This is a genomic window from Acinetobacter sp. SW-226 (assembly GCF_055632855.1).
Genome location: NZ_CM145752.1, coordinates 2,218,767 through 2,235,456, shown reverse-complemented (window position 1 = coordinate 2,235,456; position 16,690 = coordinate 2,218,767). Strand labels below are relative to the sequence as shown.

Here is a 16,690-nt window from a genome sequence, read left to right as displayed (position 1 = left end):
TATGAACATCAAACTCATTGTTGCTCTTGGATTTTTATTGACCAGTATTTTTATTGGTTGGTGCTGTTATGACTATGGATATAACAGTGCTCAGTCAGAACAAATACAGACTTATGAGACGCAGCTTAAAGACCTTAAAACACAGGTTGATCAAGCGTTAAATCGTGAGCGTAATAGTTACAAAAATCAAGAGAAAATTGAGGCTAAGTATCTTGAAAAGATTAAGGAATTGCAGCACAATGAAACAACTCTTATTGATGAGTATCGTGCTAACAATCTCAGCTTGCGCGACTCACTCAAAGCCAAGAAATGTCCCGATGTGTCCATCGTTGCCGACAGCACCGTCAGTCATCATGCAACCACAACAGGCGGACTTCACGACAGAGATGTCGAATTTCTTATTCGGTATGCCGCAAGAGCAGACGCCGTAGCAGAGCAACTCAAGAGTGCTCAAGCGCTGATCCAGCAGGACAGAGCCTTATGCAACGGTCAGACCGAACCATCTAATATCAATGAAAAAATAGTTTCCCAAGGTACTTCCAGAGGGGCACCCAAGGCGGGGGCAAAGACCTCGCAGGTTTTCATATCTGCGTGAATTTCAAAACCGTAGTTTATGTTTATGTCTCATTTTTTATAAATATTTGTTTTTAAATATTAATTCTGAAAATCGAAGTAAAAAAGGGATTCCATGTCTGCAGTAATTAAAGGGCAAGAGGTAACCAGACAGGGATTAGCCGATATCTTTGGTGTGTCACTACCAACAATTGATAACTGGGTTCGTAGTGGTTGTCCGTATATTCAAAAAGGTGGTCGTGGCCAAGAATGGAAATTTAATACTGCGACTGTTTCCAACTGGTTACGTGAGCGTGATGTTGAAGATGCGACAGGTGAAATACCTGATGATATTGAATTACTAAGAATTCGAAAACAGAAAGCAGAAACAGAACTTGCTGAGTTGGAACTGGCGACTAAAAAGGGGGAAGTAGCTCTTGTTGCTGAGTTTGAGCGTATGTGGTCTTTGGCAATGGGCCAGCTTAGACAAAATATTTTAGGTGTTCCCCAACGTGCAGTTTTGCAGCTCATAGGTGAGACAGATGAACGAAAGTTCAAAACAAAACTCCGTGCTGAAATTGTTCTGGCGTTAGAGCAATCCGCTGAATTAGATTGGCCAGAAGAAGATGAATAGTTTTTCAAATATTGGTGCAGTATATGAAGCCATGCGACGATCCATGGTTAATCTACTTCCACCACCTGATATGTTGCCAAGCGAATGGGCAGAAAAAAATATTGTTATCCCTCTGGGTAACACGATACCTGGACCTATCAGTTTTGATAATGCGCCATACCAACGGGGCATGATTGATGCCATTAAAGAGTACGATGTACGCCGTATTACCTATATGACTGGTGCTCAATTAGGCAAAACAACGATACAGCAGTGTATTACTGCATTTTTTATTGCCCATGAGCCTAAATCTCAAATCTTTGTGCAGCCTACTGAAGGCGATGTCCGAACATTTCTTGAAACCAAGTTACGTCCAATGCTCGAAGCGAATGATCGCATTTCAGAGAAAATGGCAAAACCTCGCGGCCGTGATGGTGTGAATAATAGTCGCATGATTTCGTATATTGGTGGTTGGTTGATGTTTAGCTGGGCAGGCTCACCAAAAACATTACGTGGACGATCAGCTCCTATCACCCATGCGGATGAGATTGACGGAATGGAGGCTACTGCAGAAGGCGATCCTGTTGAACTCTTATCACAGCGTTCAGCAACATTTGGCGATCAGTCACTAAGAACAGAATCAAGTACGCCGACTATTGCGGGTGCGAGCCGGGTGGAGAGTGCATTTAACCAAGGTGATAAGCGCCGTTACTACGTTCCGTGTCCTCATTGTGGTGAGGCTCAATTTTTACGTTGGGAAAATGTGATTTGGCAGGGGCGTAAATCGACGAATCTCCAAGATGCAAAAGAAGACTTAGATCAAGATCATGAGGTTAGTACTTCAGCTTATCGCTGTGAATGCTGTGGTGAGTTATGGTCTGATGGTGAACGTATTGCTGCGATTCGCAATGCTGAAAAATTAGGACATGGCTGGAAGGCAGAAAAGCCATTTAAGGGCCATGTTAGTTTTCATGCACCAGAGATGCTTTCGACTTTCCGTAAGATGCGTGACATTGTGCAGTCCTATTTGGATAAGTTAGCCCTTGATGATTTACAGGTATTTGTAAATGTCTCATTGGGTGAAACCTACGAGGAAAACGGAGACAAGGCGGATCCTGAAGTACTGCAACTGCGTGCCGAAGAATTTACAGCTCAAATACCCAATGCTGGTGTCTATCTAACTTGTGGCATTGATATGCAGATGGATCGACTTGAACTAGAAGTTGTTGCTTGGGGCGTTGGTGAAGAAAGTTGGTCCATAGATTATCGAGTGCTTTGGGGTGATCCGCTGGGTGATGAGGTTTGGGAAGAACTCGATGATATTTTAGAAGATACGTATATGCATGAGTCTGGTGCTCAACTCAGTATTTCGGCTGCATGTTTGGATACGGGTGGTACTGCAGGTTATACACAACGGGCTTATGAATATGTAAAGAGTCGTAGAAACAGAAAAGTCTTTGCAATTAAAGGGCGTGCAGGTTGGGGAATGCCAATTGTGCAAAGTCCTCAGCGTAAACAGTCAGGTAAAGATAAACGGAAAATTGATTTATTTATTGTCGGAGTCGATGAAGCAAAACTGACTGTCATGCGCCGTTTAGATTTGAAAAAGAAAGGACCTGGTTATTGTCACTTTCCACATGACCGAGAAATGGAGTGGTACCGACAATTAACCGCCGAAAAATTAATTATTCGTTACGTGAAAGGGCAACCAATTCGTGAATGGCATAAGCCAGATCGGGCACGTAATGAGGCACTCGATTGCCGTGTTTATGCTTTGGCCGCTTTGAAAATTATGCAGCCGAATTTGAAGCGTGTCTCTGAGCGTGTATCTATTGAAATTGATGAACCTCAGGTGAAAAAAGAGGTTGATCAAAAAACTGCAGAAGTTAAAACAGTGCTGAAGCGGAAGTCTATTAAAAAAACTGCTGTATCGGTCGTTGTTCCAGCGTCTAAAAATACCGTAATTAAAAAGAAAAGGGTTTTTGGGAATAAAAAATAAATTATTGTTAATATTGAAATTTGAATAATTATATGTATAATTTGCTTGTGCTATAGTTTAGGGTAAGGATAAAACAACTTTGACCTTTTTGGTTAGAGGAGAGTCTGGTTCGAATCCAGATGGCAAAAAATTAAAAGAGTTAATTTATGTCTATAGTTACCACTGATACTGATCCTTTATACAAAGGATGGGTAGATAATGTTAAAAGTTTAAGAAAAGCAAAATCTAATGTTGTACGGTTAATTAACCGAGAAATTAAACTAAGTAAAACCTTACCTTCGGGTGATATTAGACCAAGTGACTTGGAGATAATATCTGATTTGTCGAAAGCGGCATTCCTTATTTATTCATCTTATACAGAAGCAAACCTACTAAAGCTAATTCATCTGCCAAATTCATTTAATAGGCAAGAGGTAAAGACGATATTAAGGGTAAAAAAAGAAAAAAATATTACCATGGCTTGGCTTAAAGCAATTAATCTAGCTTCAAAGAAAAATAATGTATCTATTGTGGGTGGTAGCTCTATTGCAACATGTGAACAGTCTTTAAAGCAAATTGTAAATTTATCTCTTAAAGACCCTTCAGAAATAAGAAATAAGATAGTTCATGGTCAGTGGTCAACTGTTTATAATTCAAAATTTTCATTATTAAATAATGACATAACATCTGATGTGAAAAATATTGATATTGCTAAAATTGATGGTTGGTATTTAATTTTTGATAAATTAGCTGAATTACTAAAACAGCTTATTCAATCGCCAAACAAAGGATTTCCTGTTCAATATAATAAACTCATTAATGAAATAAATAACTTAGTCACTGAAGTTCAATCTTGGAATCTTATGACTAAAAGAGATAAATTGTTGAGATTGGGATATATCCCAGTTGGTTAATTATAAATAGAAAAGCACCTTCGGGTGCTTTTTTTATTCTTCAAAATATAAATTGATTTATGTTCCCTATGCCTTTTTACGCATACTTACTTATAAAAACATCCCTAAAAGCATAAGTTTGGCTATAATCTTTCGATAAATCGAAATTTTTTACGTAAAACTATGCTTTATAGTAATAGTTTTATAAATCCATTTATCTTTGGGGGCGAGAATTCAGAGTGAGTAGAGTTGAGCAGATAGGTTCTCGTCTGTATGGTTCATCTTGGCAAGCACAAATTGCGAATGAACTTAAAAATGCTGATGGGGAAAGCATTGCACGTCAGACTGTCCAAAGTTGGCATAAACGAGATACATTGCCACAATGGGCAGTTGATCAATTAATTCAACTTGCTAAAGTAAGAGAGTCGGAGGTAGCTCAAGCAATTCATTTATTAGAAGAATTAAATCAAGAGTAAACTGTTCTATTGATTATGCAGTCAATTGACTGCATAATGTGTTTATGAGGCAGCAAAAAGTTGCAGCCGTTACCACGAGGTAAAACATGAATACAGTTGCAAATATCAAAGATAAAGAAATTTCTATAATTAATTTTAAGTCAGTTCCAGTTATCACGACTGAAATGCTTGCGGATTTCTATGGCGCAGACACAAAAAACATTCAGAATAACTTTTTACGCAATACTGATCGTTTTGTTGAAGGTAAGCATTTTTTTAAACTAATGGGACAAGAGCTACGAGAGTTTAAGAAGTCACTAACCCTCTTAAAGATGGTTAGTCCCAATGCTAGACATTTAATCCTTTGGACACAACGTGGCGCAGCACGTCATGCAAAAATGCTTGATACCGACCAAGCATGGGAAGTATTTGAACAACTCGAAGACTGCTATTTCCATTGCCAAGAAATCTTAGCCAAAACACATAAGTCAGATCGCTCACCACTCAACGATGCTGTAAATATGTTGGTGGCAAAAACCAAGCATTTAAACTTTAGCGAAGCCTATAAATTGGTTCATCAAAGATTCAATGTGCAACACATTGAAGAAATTCCATTTGAAACAATTCCTGTCGCCGTGGAATATGTACATCACTTGGTTGCTATGTTTGGCCAACCAGATAAAAGCCAACATACAAATGCAAAAAATATAGATGCCGTTGCGCGACATATGCTTTGGTTAAACCATTGGTGGTCAGAGTTTGGAGATTCAATAAGAAAGATAAGTCCAACGATGGGACATGGAATCCATGACCATTTTAAATTTGGCGCAGAGGATGCGAGACAAATTGTAGGACGTGAAGTGTATATGCCTATTTTCGAATTAGCCCAAAAGCACAACTGGCATAAAGGCGGTTTGGGTTTTAAACAGCTACAAGCGTGTGGTGTTCTAAACTACAACGTAAAGCTATGAAATACTGAATTATCAAATCTATCTAACCTCGCCATGTGCGAGGTTTTTTACAATTGTGAATAATGAAAAAAACCACTTAAAAAATGATGATAAAACCAAGAAAAAGCGCATTTTTGGTTAGAAAAATACATGAGTGGTCAATTGTTTCCCAACCAAATCAAAGCGGGTACGACGTTTAGATTCAATCTGAATTTAACGGCATATCCTGCATCTGATTGGACAATTTATGCATATCTACGTGGTGTAAGTGCAATTGATCTGCAGTCTACAACGCAGGGAAATATGCATGTATTCAACGTACCTGCAAATATCTCAAAAGACTATAAAGCTGGTCATTACGGTTTCTCACTTCGTGCAGTGAATTCTGACACGGGTGAGGTAGTAGAACTTGAATCAGGTGCGCTTGAGATTAAAGCGGATCTTGCATCTATTACAGAAAATGCCGATTTGAGAAGCCATGCGCAAAAAACTTTAACGGCATTAGAAGCGGTCATTGAAGGTCGTGCCAGCTTAGACCAAGAGCGCTATCGCATTAATAACCGTGAGCTATACCGCACTCCAATGGAGACTTTGATTCGATTGCGTAATCAATACCGCGCTGAAGTTGCTCGTGAGCAGGCGAAAGCATCAGGTAAAAGCCTGTTTAGTCGTGTCGTACGGGTTAAATTGGGGTAATCGCTTGAATGAATATTTTTAAACGCCAAATTGCTGAAGTTCCGAATGTCACGCAGATAAACCCTGTATTAGATGAGTCAGTCGTAAAAAGAGGGAGTCGAGTTTTTCGCAATGCTGTTCGTTGGTTTAAAGCAGGTGTGAGTGATCGTTTAACCTCAGCTTGGCCTTCGACACCAATACCCGCAGATTTAATCGTAGAGCGATACCAGCGAACCCTTGTTGCACGTAGTCGGGAGCAATGCGCCAATAATGATTATGGACGAAATTATTTACGCTTAACCCATCAAAATATCGTTGGTCCACAAGGTGTAACGCTTCAGGCTCAGATCCGCAATGCGCAGGGGAAATTAGACAATAAACTGTGTGATGCGGTTGAGCAGGAATGGTCGAATTGGAATAAGAAAAACCACTGTGATATCCAGGGCAAAAAGTCATGGCGTTCTATTCAGCGTTCTTGTGTGATTTCGGCGGCGAAAGATGGTGAATTCTTTGTACGAATTATCCGTGGTGCTGATGCTGGGGATTATGGTTTTTCCCTACAAATGATTGATGCTCAGCGCTGTCCAATTATGTATAGCGCAAAACTCTCAGGTGGTCGTTTTATACGTCAGGGCATCGAATTTAATGCATTTGGGCGTCCGATCGCTTACTACTTCGATAGTGATTCAGAAGAAGAAAAACAATATCGCTTTGGCTCTGGGAACTACATTCGTGTACCTGCTGAACAAGTCATCCATGGTTATTTAGAAGAAATTGTTGGGCAAAAGCGCGGGATGCCTTGGACGGCTACCAGTCTATTTCGTATGAAACAACTCTCAGAGTTTGAAGATTCAGCGATTGTGAATGCGCGTGTCTCTGCCAACAAAATGGGTTTTATTCAGTGGAAGGACGGCTTTGGTCCCAAGTTTGAAGACGACGATGAAATCCAAATTGAATCACAAGCCGGTGAATTTCCAATGTTACCTGAAGGAGCTGAGCTCAAAGAGTGGTCTCCCAATTATCCAACAGGTGAATTTCTACCTTTCCATAAAGCCATGCTGCGCTCAATGGCCGCAGGTATGGGGGTGCTCTATAACAACTTAGCCTCAGACCTTGAGGGTGTGAATTTTTCCAGTATTCGCCAGGGAACTTTAGATGAGCGTGAGCATTGGAAAGAACTTCAACAATGGTTAATTGAAGCTTTAGTCGAGCCTGTCTATTACGCATGGCTGGAATATGTCTTGCTCAAGGGCGTGATTAAGAAGGGCAACGTGCCATTGAAAGCCGTGGATATTGAGCGATATACCCAAGTCACTTGGCAGCCACGCCGTTGGGCTTGGATTGATCCATCTGCCGATGTCACAGCTGCAGAAAAGTCGAAGAACAATATGCTGACGTCTGCAGGAGCCATTATTCGTGAACAAGGTAAAGATCCACAAACCGTATGGTCTGAAATAGCCCGCGATACTCGCGCCATGATTGATGAATTAGTGGCTCAAGGCATCAGTAAAGATACAGCAGAAGAAATGATCTTGGCCAGTATGGGACGGAAACAAACTGCAGCGGTCGGACGACCTAAAGAGGGCATGTAATGAAATTTTTGAAAACTGATTTGGCAATGGCTTTAGCAGGTATGACGTTTACCCGAGATGCTTCTCAAACAAAACCTTTACCTGATTTTAATAAAGACAAACTGGTTCGTAACTATGTCGTTGATGATTTCAAAGTGGACATGGAAAAGCGAACGGTCGAGCTTTCATTTTCAAGTGAAACAGAGGTAGGTCGTTGGTTTGGTGTGGAAGTTCTGGATCATAGCCAGGGCGCAATTGATTTTTCTCGCTTGAATACCCGTGCTCCGTTTTTAATGGATCATAACTCTCGTGATCAGGTGGGTGTAGTCGAGAGTGCTTGGCTAGATCATTCTCAGCGTAAAGGGCGTGCATTGGTTCGCTTGAGTAAATCTGCACGTGGTGAAGAAATCCTACAAGACATTGATGACCTGATTCGGACCAATATCAGCGTTGGATACACCATTAAAAAGGCCATCTTAAAAGAGCAGCGTGAGCATGATGATGTTTATTTGATTACCGAATGGCAGCCCTATGAGATTTCCCTCGTATCCATTCCTGCAGATACCAATGTAGGGGTTGGTCGTTCCGCAATTGTGAATAATGAAAATAATGCTGACGTTCCACAAAATGAGCCTATAGCAATTATTCCAGCGAATCAGCAAAGAGCAAATCGTATGAATTGGGACTACTTTACAGATGCAAATGGCAACCAAGTCCGTCAGCGCATTAATGAAAATGGCGAGCGTTATGGCGACATTGAAATGGTACGTGCAGTAGGTGATACAGCCGAACGTGGTGCAGAAGCAGAGCGTAAGCGTGTCAGCGAATTAATGCAGTTAGGTGAGCGTTTTGGCGCGAGTGATTTAGTACGTCAGTACATTGATGAAAATAAGTCACCAGCCGATCTGCAAAACGCAATTTTAGAGCGTATGCATGACAATCAGGGTAAACCTATTACTGAGCAGCCAAAAAGCAACAATGCCAATATCGGTCTTACGGGGGATGAAGCACGTTCATTTAGTTTAATGCGTGCGGTACGTGCCATGTTGCCGAATGCAACACAAGCAGACCGTGAGGCTGCAGCATTTGAGCTTGAATGTTCAGAAGCGGCACAAAAGGCCTATGGTCGTTCAGCTCAAGGGATTTTAGTACCTGCAGATGTGCTGAGTCGCGTATTTGAAGTGGGTACTTCTCAAAATGGTGCAACTTTGGTTGGAACTGACCATCGTTCCGATATGTTCATTGAAATGCTGCGTAATCGCTCAACCATTATGAACTTAGGTTTCATTATGGATGGATTAGTGGGTGATGCCGAAATTCCAAAGCAAACAGGTGGTGCAACTGCCTATTGGCTGGGTGAGGAAGAGGATGTTCCTGCATCTAGTCCTGCAACAGGTCAATTAAAACTAAGCCCTAAAACGGTGGGTGGTCGTGTTGAGATCAGCCGTAAGCTCATGCAGCAAAGTTCACCCGCTGCGGAACAATTAGTCTGGAATGATTTAAACCGTGCTTTGGCTTTGAAAATTGATAAAGCGGCTTATTACGGTACAGGCGGAGATAACCAGCCACTAGGTTTAAAAAATATCTCAGGTGTAAACGCAGTGAGCTTTGGAGCCCTTAATCCGACCTTTGCTGAAATGGTGGCGATGGAATCTGAAATTGCTTCAGACAATGCCGATGTCGATCGTATGTCCTATGTGATTAATGCAGCCATGCGTGGCCATTTCAAAACAGCACCACGAATGGGAGCGGGGACAGAAAGTACGATTTGGGAACCAGGGAATACCGTGAATGGTTATCGAACTGAGGTCACCAATCAAATTGAAGCGGGTGACGTGTTCTTCGGCAACTTTGCAGATTTGATCATTGCGATGTGGGGCGGTTTGGATCTCACGATCGATCCTTATTCGTTAAGTGCTAAAGGCGGTTTACGCATTGTGGGCTTCCAAGATGTGGATTTTGTTTTACGTAACACTGAGTCCATTTGCTACGGCAAGAAAACTGTCTAATTGAAGAGCCACTGCGGTGGCTTATCTTTCCATTTTTGTGAGCATATATCCATGAAAACAACTGTCGTAATTGCTTTAACTTCTGCCGTCGTAATTGAAGGTGAAATTCGTAAAAAAGGTGATGAGGTCGAAGTTCCACATGCTTTAGCACAAGATCTGTTACGCCGTGGTCGTGGCACCTTGGTTGAGAGCGAGGATGAAGATCAGGAAGTAGATTTGGCTACTTTGACAAAGGCACAGCTCATTGAATTTGCTTTACATGAATATGAAATTGAGCTTGATTCTTCACTCACCAAAGACAAATTGATTGAAGCGATTCAAGCTGCTGCAGAAGCCGAGTAAAGCCTATGCCAAGTTGGGAAAATTTGGATGTGTTTCTTCAGACGGATTCTCTTGGTGGATTTGCCATAACAGCCATTTTGCAGTTTGAGGACGGCTCAGAGGATAAATCCATTGCAGGAATCTTTGATGAACCGTATTTAAATGCTCAACTTGGTGAATATGAAGTAGATGATGCTCAGCCTCGATTTACTTGTAAATCAGCAGATGTAATAGGTGTAAAACGGGGTGATTTATTGCTACTCGAAGATGGTCGTAAATTTTATGTTATGACCTATCCACAGCAAGATGGCACAGGTCTTTCGATACTTAAGCTTGAAGCTAACGAATGATTTCACTCGATATAAGTGCCCAGGGCATTGAGGCCATAATTGCTGAGTTAGAACCGACTGAAAAGCAAGTAAACGCAGCATTGAGTCGTACTCTAAATCGAATGTCCAAGTGGGTACAAACCAGAACAGTTAAAGGATTAAGTACTGAATTACAGGTGATTCAAAAGGTCATGCGTAGAAGAATGCGAAAAACAAGCATTCAGAAAACAAGTACAGGCTGGACGATCAAGCTTTGGTACGGGTTGAATGGGATTTCCTTGATTCACTTAAATGCTAGAGAAACTAAGAAAGGCGTTACAGCAGGAAAGCATAAAAGAGATGGTGCTTTTATTGCAAAAGGGCAAGTGTTTAAGCGATCTGGGAGGGGGCGATTGCCGATTGAGAAACAGACACTCGAAATCAAAGCAAAAGCAGATTCGTATCTAGAAGATCAAGCCTTTTCAAGTGGATATCAAGATCAGTTTTTCAAAACTTTGGAGCATGAGTTGAAATGGCAAATGCGATAGCAGGTGTGGATTTAGGTCAATTACATGATGTGATTGAAGCCAAATTTAGAGCGCAATTTCCAGTTTTTCAATTGGTTCAGTTTTATCGTGATGAAGAGGAACGTAAAGCGCCAACGGCAAAAGAACTGCCAGCGCTGCTCCTTGAGCTTACCAGTTTTGATATGGATGAACAGGGTGATCAAGGCACAGAACAACTGCCTTTGATTGCCCGATTTGAAGCACGAATTATTGATACGTTTAATCAACGTAGAGCCAAGATTAATGTCCGAAAACTAGCGGTAGGTTTGGCGCTCTATATTTTCAAGAATAAGCACTTTACCCAACTTGGGAAATTTGGTGTTGGAAGCAGTTCACTGGGAGACATTTCAGAAGATGGATTTTTTCCTGAGCTTGATCGTTTTGAGGTATGGCGCGTGGACTTCTCTACTCAAATTTTAGTCGGTGAAAATGTTTGGGCAGAATCAGGCATTACACCAACTCCTGTCTTTAGCTATTCACCTGAAATTGGTTCAGGAAATGAAGATAAATACCAAGAACTCCCGTTAAATCAGGAGGCACCATGAGTTATGCACTGGCACAAATGGATAGGATTCTAGCCAATTTAATCCGTTTTGGTCGAGTTCATGCTGTCGATTTGGATGCGGGTACAGCAACAGTCGATTTTGATGGTGAGCTTGTTTCTGACTTGGAGTGGGCGAAAGATCGAGCAGGTGAAGATCGTTCATGGAATGGTGGTTATTCCAAAGGTGAGCAGGTTTTAGTGCTCTCACCATCGGGTGATTTATCTCAAGGCGTGATTGCTTTTTCTTTATCTCAAACTGCCTTCCCTAATGCGGGAACCACTGAAAATCCAAAGCATATTTATGCGGATGGCACTGTGGTCGAGTATGACAAAGTTAGCCATACATTAAATATTGATTTATCAGGCAGTGGTGGAAAAGTTTTTATTAATGGTGATTTGGTAGTTGATGGTCTTGTTGAATTTAACGGACCTGATGTAACGCACAAAGGCAAAAGCATTGGGGGAACTCATACGCATAAAGGTGTGCAATCGGGTAATTCTAGTACGGGAGGGGTTAATTAATGGGTATGAATGTACTTAATGGTAGATCCTTAACTGGTCTTGAGCATCTAAAACAATCCATTGCGGATATTTTAAATACACCCATCGGTTCACGTGTGATGCGCCGTGATTATGGTTCTAAGTTATTTTCTCTAATTGATGCCCCACTAAATCGGAGCACATTGGTCGATATTTACGCGGCTACTGCTGAAGCACTAATGAAATGGGAAGATCGCTTGCTTGTCAGCGCAGTTGATATTATCAGTGCACAGCTAGGTCAGATCACTTTAAAAATCACGGGTAAATATGTTTTAGATGGCAAAACCGTTCAGTTAGATGGAATAGTGGTGAGCTCATGAGTACTGTTGACTTTTCTCAATTACCACCGCCAAGTCTGATTAGCGAGTTAAGTTTCGAAATGATTTTTGAAACAAGGAAAGCTAATTTTATTGCTCTCTTTGATACAGAACAACAAGATGAAATTCGAGAAACTCTGACGAGGGAATCGGAACCAGTTACTAAGCTTTTACAAGAGAATGCTTACCTAGAGTTACTTTACACTGCGAAGTGTAATGCGGATGCACGCTCACTATTACTGGCTTATGCAGAAAAAGCAGATTTGGAACATTTAGCACTAACTGAGTATGGTTTAGTCCGACTTTTAGTCACGCCAGCTGATAATACTACCATTCCACCGATTGATGCAGTTTATGAGTCAGATGAGCGCTTACGAGAGCGTTGCTTATTGTCTTTTGATGGAATGAATACAGCTGGGTCTGCAAACGCTTATCGGTATTTTTCTTTTATCAGCAGATGGTCGTGTTGATGGTATTAAGGTTCGTTCAGATGAAGTTAATCCATATCTACTCGATATTGTGATTACACAGGTGGATAGCTTAAATGGTGAAGCATCTGAAGAGTTAGTTTTAGCTGTCCAGAAAGCGTTAGATCCTGATCAAGTACGTCCAGTTTGTGACAGGCCAACGGTTAAATCGAGTGTAGCGACTAATTATAAAATTGAAGCCCAGTTATATGTTGGAAAAAATGCTGAAGATGCTTTGTTGCTTGAAGCTGCAAATATCCGTTTAGATAAATACATTAAAAATGCTCAAAAGAATGGGGAAAGCATTTATAGATCTGCCATTTTTGCAGCTCTACACGTAGATGGAATTCAGCGTGTAGTTATTACTTCACCAGAAAATGATTTGATTATGGATGGTTATCATCACCCATTTTGTACTGATAAAACGATAGCGATTGGAGGTGTTGAATGAATAATTTACTACCTCCAAATGCCAGTGAATTAGAACGCAAAATTGCTCAAGTGGGCAAAGAAGCTTTTGACCTTACTTCAATGCGGGTAATTAAAGATATAGATGCTGTTCCATCTCAATTTCTGCCATTTATTGCATGGCAAAAATCAGTCGATTATTGGGATGAAACTTGGCAGGAATCATTAAAAAGAGATGTGATTAGGAATTCCCGTGCGCAACATCGCATTAAAGGAACTGCAGCAGCAATTAAACGAGCATTAGAGCCCTTTGGTTATGAAGTGAAGTTGATTGAATGGTTTCAAGTTCAACCAAATTTAATACCAGGTACTTTTAATCTGGAACTTGATCTTATCGGTAAAAGCTTAAATCAAGAAGTTTATAACGAGATTAATCGGCTTGTTTCCGATGCAAAGGCTGCGTCAAGACATTTAACTAATCTGACGATTACAACAAATCCTATTTTAACTGTCTGCAATATTCTTGCACATCAAACTGCGTTTACTTTTTCTAGCGAGCCAAGAGCATGAGCGATTATTTTAACGTCACAACTAATGTTGGCGATGCGGCAATCGCCACTGCGATTGTTAATAATACAAAACTGAATATCACCCACATTGCATTCGGTGATGGTAATGGTTCAGTTCCAACACCAACCAAAACAAGATCAACTTTGGTTAAGGAAGTTCATCGCCAAGCTGTCACTAAATATACAAAACACCCGACCATTGCAAATTACATTGTGATTGAGACCATTATTCCCTCAAGTATTGGCGGGTTTTGGATTCGGGAAATGGGGATTATTGCTGATAATGTGCTTATTTCGCATGGTTCACATGCACCATTTTTTAAAGTTGCAGATCCTGATGGTGTAAGTGAATATCGACTCAAATTTACACAGAATGTTCGAGATGGGAATGTAGTCGAAATTTTACTGGATGAATCATTAATCTATGCGAGCCAGGCATGGGTCAATGAATATTATATCCGTCGAAATGAGCTGGTCGACAACCTCACTACCAATGATTCAACCAAGCCCGTGTCAGCTCGCCAAGCCAAAATTTTACAAGAGTCAAAGGTACAACTTGATAATTCACCGACCTCTCAAGGTGCTTACGTTTCTTGGAATAAAAGTGAGGGACAAGGAGAAACAGACTTTATTAACCATCGTGGTTTAGGCGCTGGCGGATTCCGTTTTTACAATGGTGACAACGATAAATTTGATTTAATTGCATATATTGATGGTAGTGGTACATTCACTCCGTTAAATGGCATGAGTGGTAATGCTTCAACAGCAACCAAACTTAAAACCGCACGAAAGATTAACAATATTGAATTTGATGGCTCAAAAGACATCACCATTAAAGATGACACCAAGCTATCTTTATCGGGCGGGGAAGTAACGGGCGACTTAGCTATTGGTGGCACCATCACGGTTTTAAATATTGGCGATCAAACGGGTGCATTTAAGAAACTGATTCAGGCTTACACGACCACGGATGGCGGGTACTTGGCTGTGGGCAACACTGGGCAAGATAGAGGTTTTGTTGAAATTGGGACAACGGATGACAATGATGCTGAGATCTACGCTACCCAACGAGATGCATCAAGCAACATAATCCGTAGAGCAATATTATTGGATGGTGTCGGTAATACATCTTTTCCTGAACATGTATATGCCAAAACATTCAATGGTGGCTTGAATGGTAATTCATCTACAACAAGCAAATTACAAACGGCTCGAGACATTAGCTTTTCAGGTGCAGCGACAGGTTCATTCAATTTTGATGGCTCTGCCAATGCATCCTGCATTCTCACCTTAGCCAATTCAGGTGTGGTAGCAAGTACTTATGGATCAACCCTAAAAATTCCTGTGCTTACAGTCAATGCCAAAGGTCTTATTACAGGGGTGTCAGAACAGAACGTTCCGATGGTTGACGACTTAACCACCGATGATGGAACTAAACCCTTGTCAGCCCGACAAGGTAAAAAATTACAGGATGAAAAGTTTCCGCTCACTGGAGGCACTTTAAATGGAAGTATGAGAGCCATTACGCTTTGTGCAAATGGTCAAGCGGATTACACACCATCACAACAGGGGGCGTATTTATCTTGGAATAGAACCAGTGGATTGGGTAAAACTGACTTTATTAACCATAAAGGAGGTGGCGGTGGTGGCTTCGATTGGTGGAATGGCAATCAAGACAGTTACACCTTATTGATGAATTTAGATCCGAATGGTGTTTTGTATTCACTAGGTGGTTTTGCTGGGAATGCGACTACTGCAACCAAGCTAAAGACACCGAAAACTATTTTTGGTCAGACATTTGATGGTTCCGATCATGTGAGCGGGACAGTGACAGCTTCTACTGGCCTAGTGCAATCCGATGAATATCACTATATAGATATGGGCCGTAATGGTCTTGATCGGATGAATTTTTATAGTTATGGGGCTGTATTCAACTTCGTAGATACGCAGAATGGGAATATCGTTGCACGTCTAACAGCATCAGGTATCGACTGTAATTCAGCCACGACAACCAAACTCAAGACATCTCGGAACATTGCTTTATCTGGTGCTGTTTCAGGTAATGCGGATTTTGATGGCACAGGCAATATCACGATAAATACGCAGTTGAAAGAAAATACTGCTGTCGCACGTGCCTATGTCAATTTCAGTGTATCAGGTGGTGTCGTCAGCATTAATAAATCCATGAACATCGTCAGCGTTGTGAGAAATGCGAGTGGTGTATTTACCCTAACCTTTGCGAATGCACTGGATGATGCGGAGTATGTTTGGACAGGATCTGCTTATCATCCATCGACTACAAAAATTCCAGTTGCTGTAAATGGCTCTAGCGACTTAGTCAAATCAACGACTCAACTACAAGTTCTCACAACTTATGCATCTTCAAGTACTGGCACGATAGATGCTGGTCAAGTCTCCGTGGTGGTATTCTAATGATCGTAATTATTTATGAAAATGAAGATAAGTCTTTGTCAGTGATGACAACAGTTGAAGCTTTAACGCTTGATTCAGATGTTTCACAATATATTTCAAAGGAACGATATGTATTAATTGAGAGTACTGAGATTAGCGATATTGATGCATGCGTTTTTGATGATGAGCTGAATATCATCGTTGATGCGGATCGAGCTACGACCTTAAAAAGACAGCAACTGAGTTCACTTACCCGTCGACAGTTTAAATTGGCGTTACTTGAAAATGAACTTTTAGAAACTATCGAACAGATGATTGGTGCAATTGAAGATCCAACCCTCAAAAGCCGAATTCAGATTGAATACAGCGAGTCTGAACGTTTTGAACGGACCAATGATTCAGTTCAATACATGCTGGACGTACTTAATTTGAGCCCAGAGCAAGTGGACGATATGTGGATTTATGCGATGACGTTGTAAAGTGCAATACTGAATAATGAAAAGTACTGAATAAATCGCAAAAATGAACCAAAATCTTAAACT

General features: G+C 41.0%; 20 protein-coding genes. All 20 read left to right on the top strand.

Going from position 1 to position 16,690, the window contains the following annotated elements; all coding sequences use genetic code 11:
• The first annotated feature begins 1 nt into the window (after position 1).
• The 20 genes from ACZ8ZH_RS10655 (at position 2) to ACZ8ZH_RS10560 (ending at position 16,627) form a co-directional block, all read left to right on the top strand.
• Positions 2-595, top strand: coding sequence for a hypothetical protein (locus ACZ8ZH_RS10655; RefSeq protein WP_470247710.1), 594 nt, complete (start codon positions 2-4; stop codon positions 593-595).
• A gap of 93 nt (positions 596-688) precedes the next feature.
• Positions 689-1,186 (top strand): terminase small subunit, encoded by a 498-nt coding sequence (locus tag ACZ8ZH_RS10650; protein ID WP_110974762.1) that lies wholly within the window; start codon positions 689-691, stop codon positions 1,184-1,186.
• Positions 1,179-3,164 carry a phage terminase large subunit family protein gene (locus ACZ8ZH_RS10645; protein WP_470247709.1) on the top strand — a complete coding sequence of 662 codons (1,986 nt, stop codon included), beginning with the start codon at positions 1,179-1,181 and terminating at the stop codon, positions 3,162-3,164. Before ACZ8ZH_RS10650 ends, ACZ8ZH_RS10645 begins: the two co-directional genes overlap by 8 nt.
• 146 nt (positions 3,165-3,310) lie before the next feature.
• Entirely contained in the window at positions 3,311-4,057 is a 747-nt protein-coding gene (locus tag ACZ8ZH_RS10640) for a hypothetical protein (protein WP_470247708.1), read from the top strand.
• Positions 4,058-4,275: 218 nt separating this feature from the next.
• Positions 4,276-4,512: a hypothetical protein gene (locus ACZ8ZH_RS10635; RefSeq protein WP_470247707.1), complete on the top strand. Its 237-nt coding sequence runs from the start codon at positions 4,276-4,278 to the stop codon at positions 4,510-4,512.
• A gap of 86 nt (positions 4,513-4,598) precedes the next feature.
• Positions 4,599-5,462, top strand: a complete 864-nt coding sequence (locus ACZ8ZH_RS10630; protein WP_470247706.1) for an ORF6N domain-containing protein — start codon at positions 4,599-4,601, stop codon at positions 5,460-5,462.
• 129 nt (positions 5,463-5,591) lie between these two features.
• The gene (locus ACZ8ZH_RS10625) at positions 5,592-6,137 is read left to right on the top strand and encodes a hypothetical protein (protein ID WP_470247705.1); all 546 of its coding nucleotides are present in this window, start codon (positions 5,592-5,594) and stop codon (positions 6,135-6,137) included.
• A gap of 8 nt (positions 6,138-6,145) precedes the next feature.
• A complete protein-coding gene (locus ACZ8ZH_RS10620) occupies positions 6,146-7,708 on the top strand; it encodes a phage portal protein (protein ID WP_470247704.1) in 1,563 nt (520 codons plus the stop codon).
• Entirely contained in the window at positions 7,708-9,696 is a 1,989-nt protein-coding gene (locus tag ACZ8ZH_RS10615; RefSeq protein ID WP_470247703.1) for a phage major capsid protein, read from the top strand. The genes ACZ8ZH_RS10620 and ACZ8ZH_RS10615 overlap by 1 nt, the downstream gene beginning before the upstream one ends.
• 51 nt (positions 9,697-9,747) lie before the next feature.
• Positions 9,748-10,038, top strand: a complete 291-nt coding sequence (locus ACZ8ZH_RS10610) for a hypothetical protein (protein ID WP_470247702.1) — start codon at positions 9,748-9,750, stop codon at positions 10,036-10,038.
• Between the two features lie 29 nt (positions 10,039-10,067).
• Positions 10,068-10,367 carry a head-tail joining protein gene (locus tag ACZ8ZH_RS10605; RefSeq protein WP_470247701.1) on the top strand — a complete coding sequence of 100 codons (300 nt, stop codon included), beginning with the start codon at positions 10,068-10,070 and terminating at the stop codon, positions 10,365-10,367.
• Positions 10,364-10,873 (top strand): phage tail protein, encoded by a 510-nt coding sequence (locus ACZ8ZH_RS10600; RefSeq protein ID WP_110974770.1) that lies wholly within the window; start codon positions 10,364-10,366, stop codon positions 10,871-10,873. Before ACZ8ZH_RS10605 ends, ACZ8ZH_RS10600 begins: the two co-directional genes overlap by 4 nt.
• Positions 10,858-11,436, top strand: coding sequence for a hypothetical protein (locus ACZ8ZH_RS10595; protein WP_470247700.1), 579 nt, complete (start codon positions 10,858-10,860; stop codon positions 11,434-11,436). The genes ACZ8ZH_RS10600 and ACZ8ZH_RS10595 overlap by 16 nt, the downstream gene beginning before the upstream one ends.
• Positions 11,433-11,957, top strand: coding sequence for a phage baseplate assembly protein V (locus tag ACZ8ZH_RS10590; RefSeq protein WP_470247699.1), 525 nt, complete (start codon positions 11,433-11,435; stop codon positions 11,955-11,957). The genes ACZ8ZH_RS10595 and ACZ8ZH_RS10590 overlap by 4 nt, the downstream gene beginning before the upstream one ends.
• On the top strand, positions 11,957-12,295 hold the full coding sequence (locus ACZ8ZH_RS10585) for a GPW/gp25 family protein (RefSeq protein ID WP_470247698.1): 339 nt from the start codon (positions 11,957-11,959) through the stop codon (positions 12,293-12,295). Before ACZ8ZH_RS10590 ends, ACZ8ZH_RS10585 begins: the two co-directional genes overlap by 1 nt.
• Entirely contained in the window at positions 12,292-12,762 is a 471-nt protein-coding gene (locus tag ACZ8ZH_RS10580; protein WP_470247697.1) for a baseplate J/gp47 family protein, read from the top strand. The genes ACZ8ZH_RS10585 and ACZ8ZH_RS10580 overlap by 4 nt, the downstream gene beginning before the upstream one ends.
• A gap of 61 nt (positions 12,763-12,823) precedes the next feature.
• A complete protein-coding gene (locus tag ACZ8ZH_RS10575; protein WP_470247696.1) occupies positions 12,824-13,210 on the top strand; it encodes a hypothetical protein in 387 nt (128 codons plus the stop codon).
• Positions 13,207-13,737 carry a phage tail protein I gene (locus ACZ8ZH_RS10570; RefSeq protein WP_470247695.1) on the top strand — a complete coding sequence of 177 codons (531 nt, stop codon included), beginning with the start codon at positions 13,207-13,209 and terminating at the stop codon, positions 13,735-13,737. The genes ACZ8ZH_RS10575 and ACZ8ZH_RS10570 overlap by 4 nt, the downstream gene beginning before the upstream one ends.
• Entirely contained in the window at positions 13,734-16,169 is a 2,436-nt protein-coding gene (locus ACZ8ZH_RS10565; protein WP_470247694.1) for a phage tail-collar fiber domain-containing protein, read from the top strand. The genes ACZ8ZH_RS10570 and ACZ8ZH_RS10565 overlap by 4 nt, the downstream gene beginning before the upstream one ends.
• Positions 16,169-16,627, top strand: a complete 459-nt coding sequence (locus tag ACZ8ZH_RS10560) for a hypothetical protein (RefSeq protein ID WP_470247693.1) — start codon at positions 16,169-16,171, stop codon at positions 16,625-16,627. Before ACZ8ZH_RS10565 ends, ACZ8ZH_RS10560 begins: the two co-directional genes overlap by 1 nt.
• Positions 16,628-16,690 lie beyond the last annotated feature (63 nt).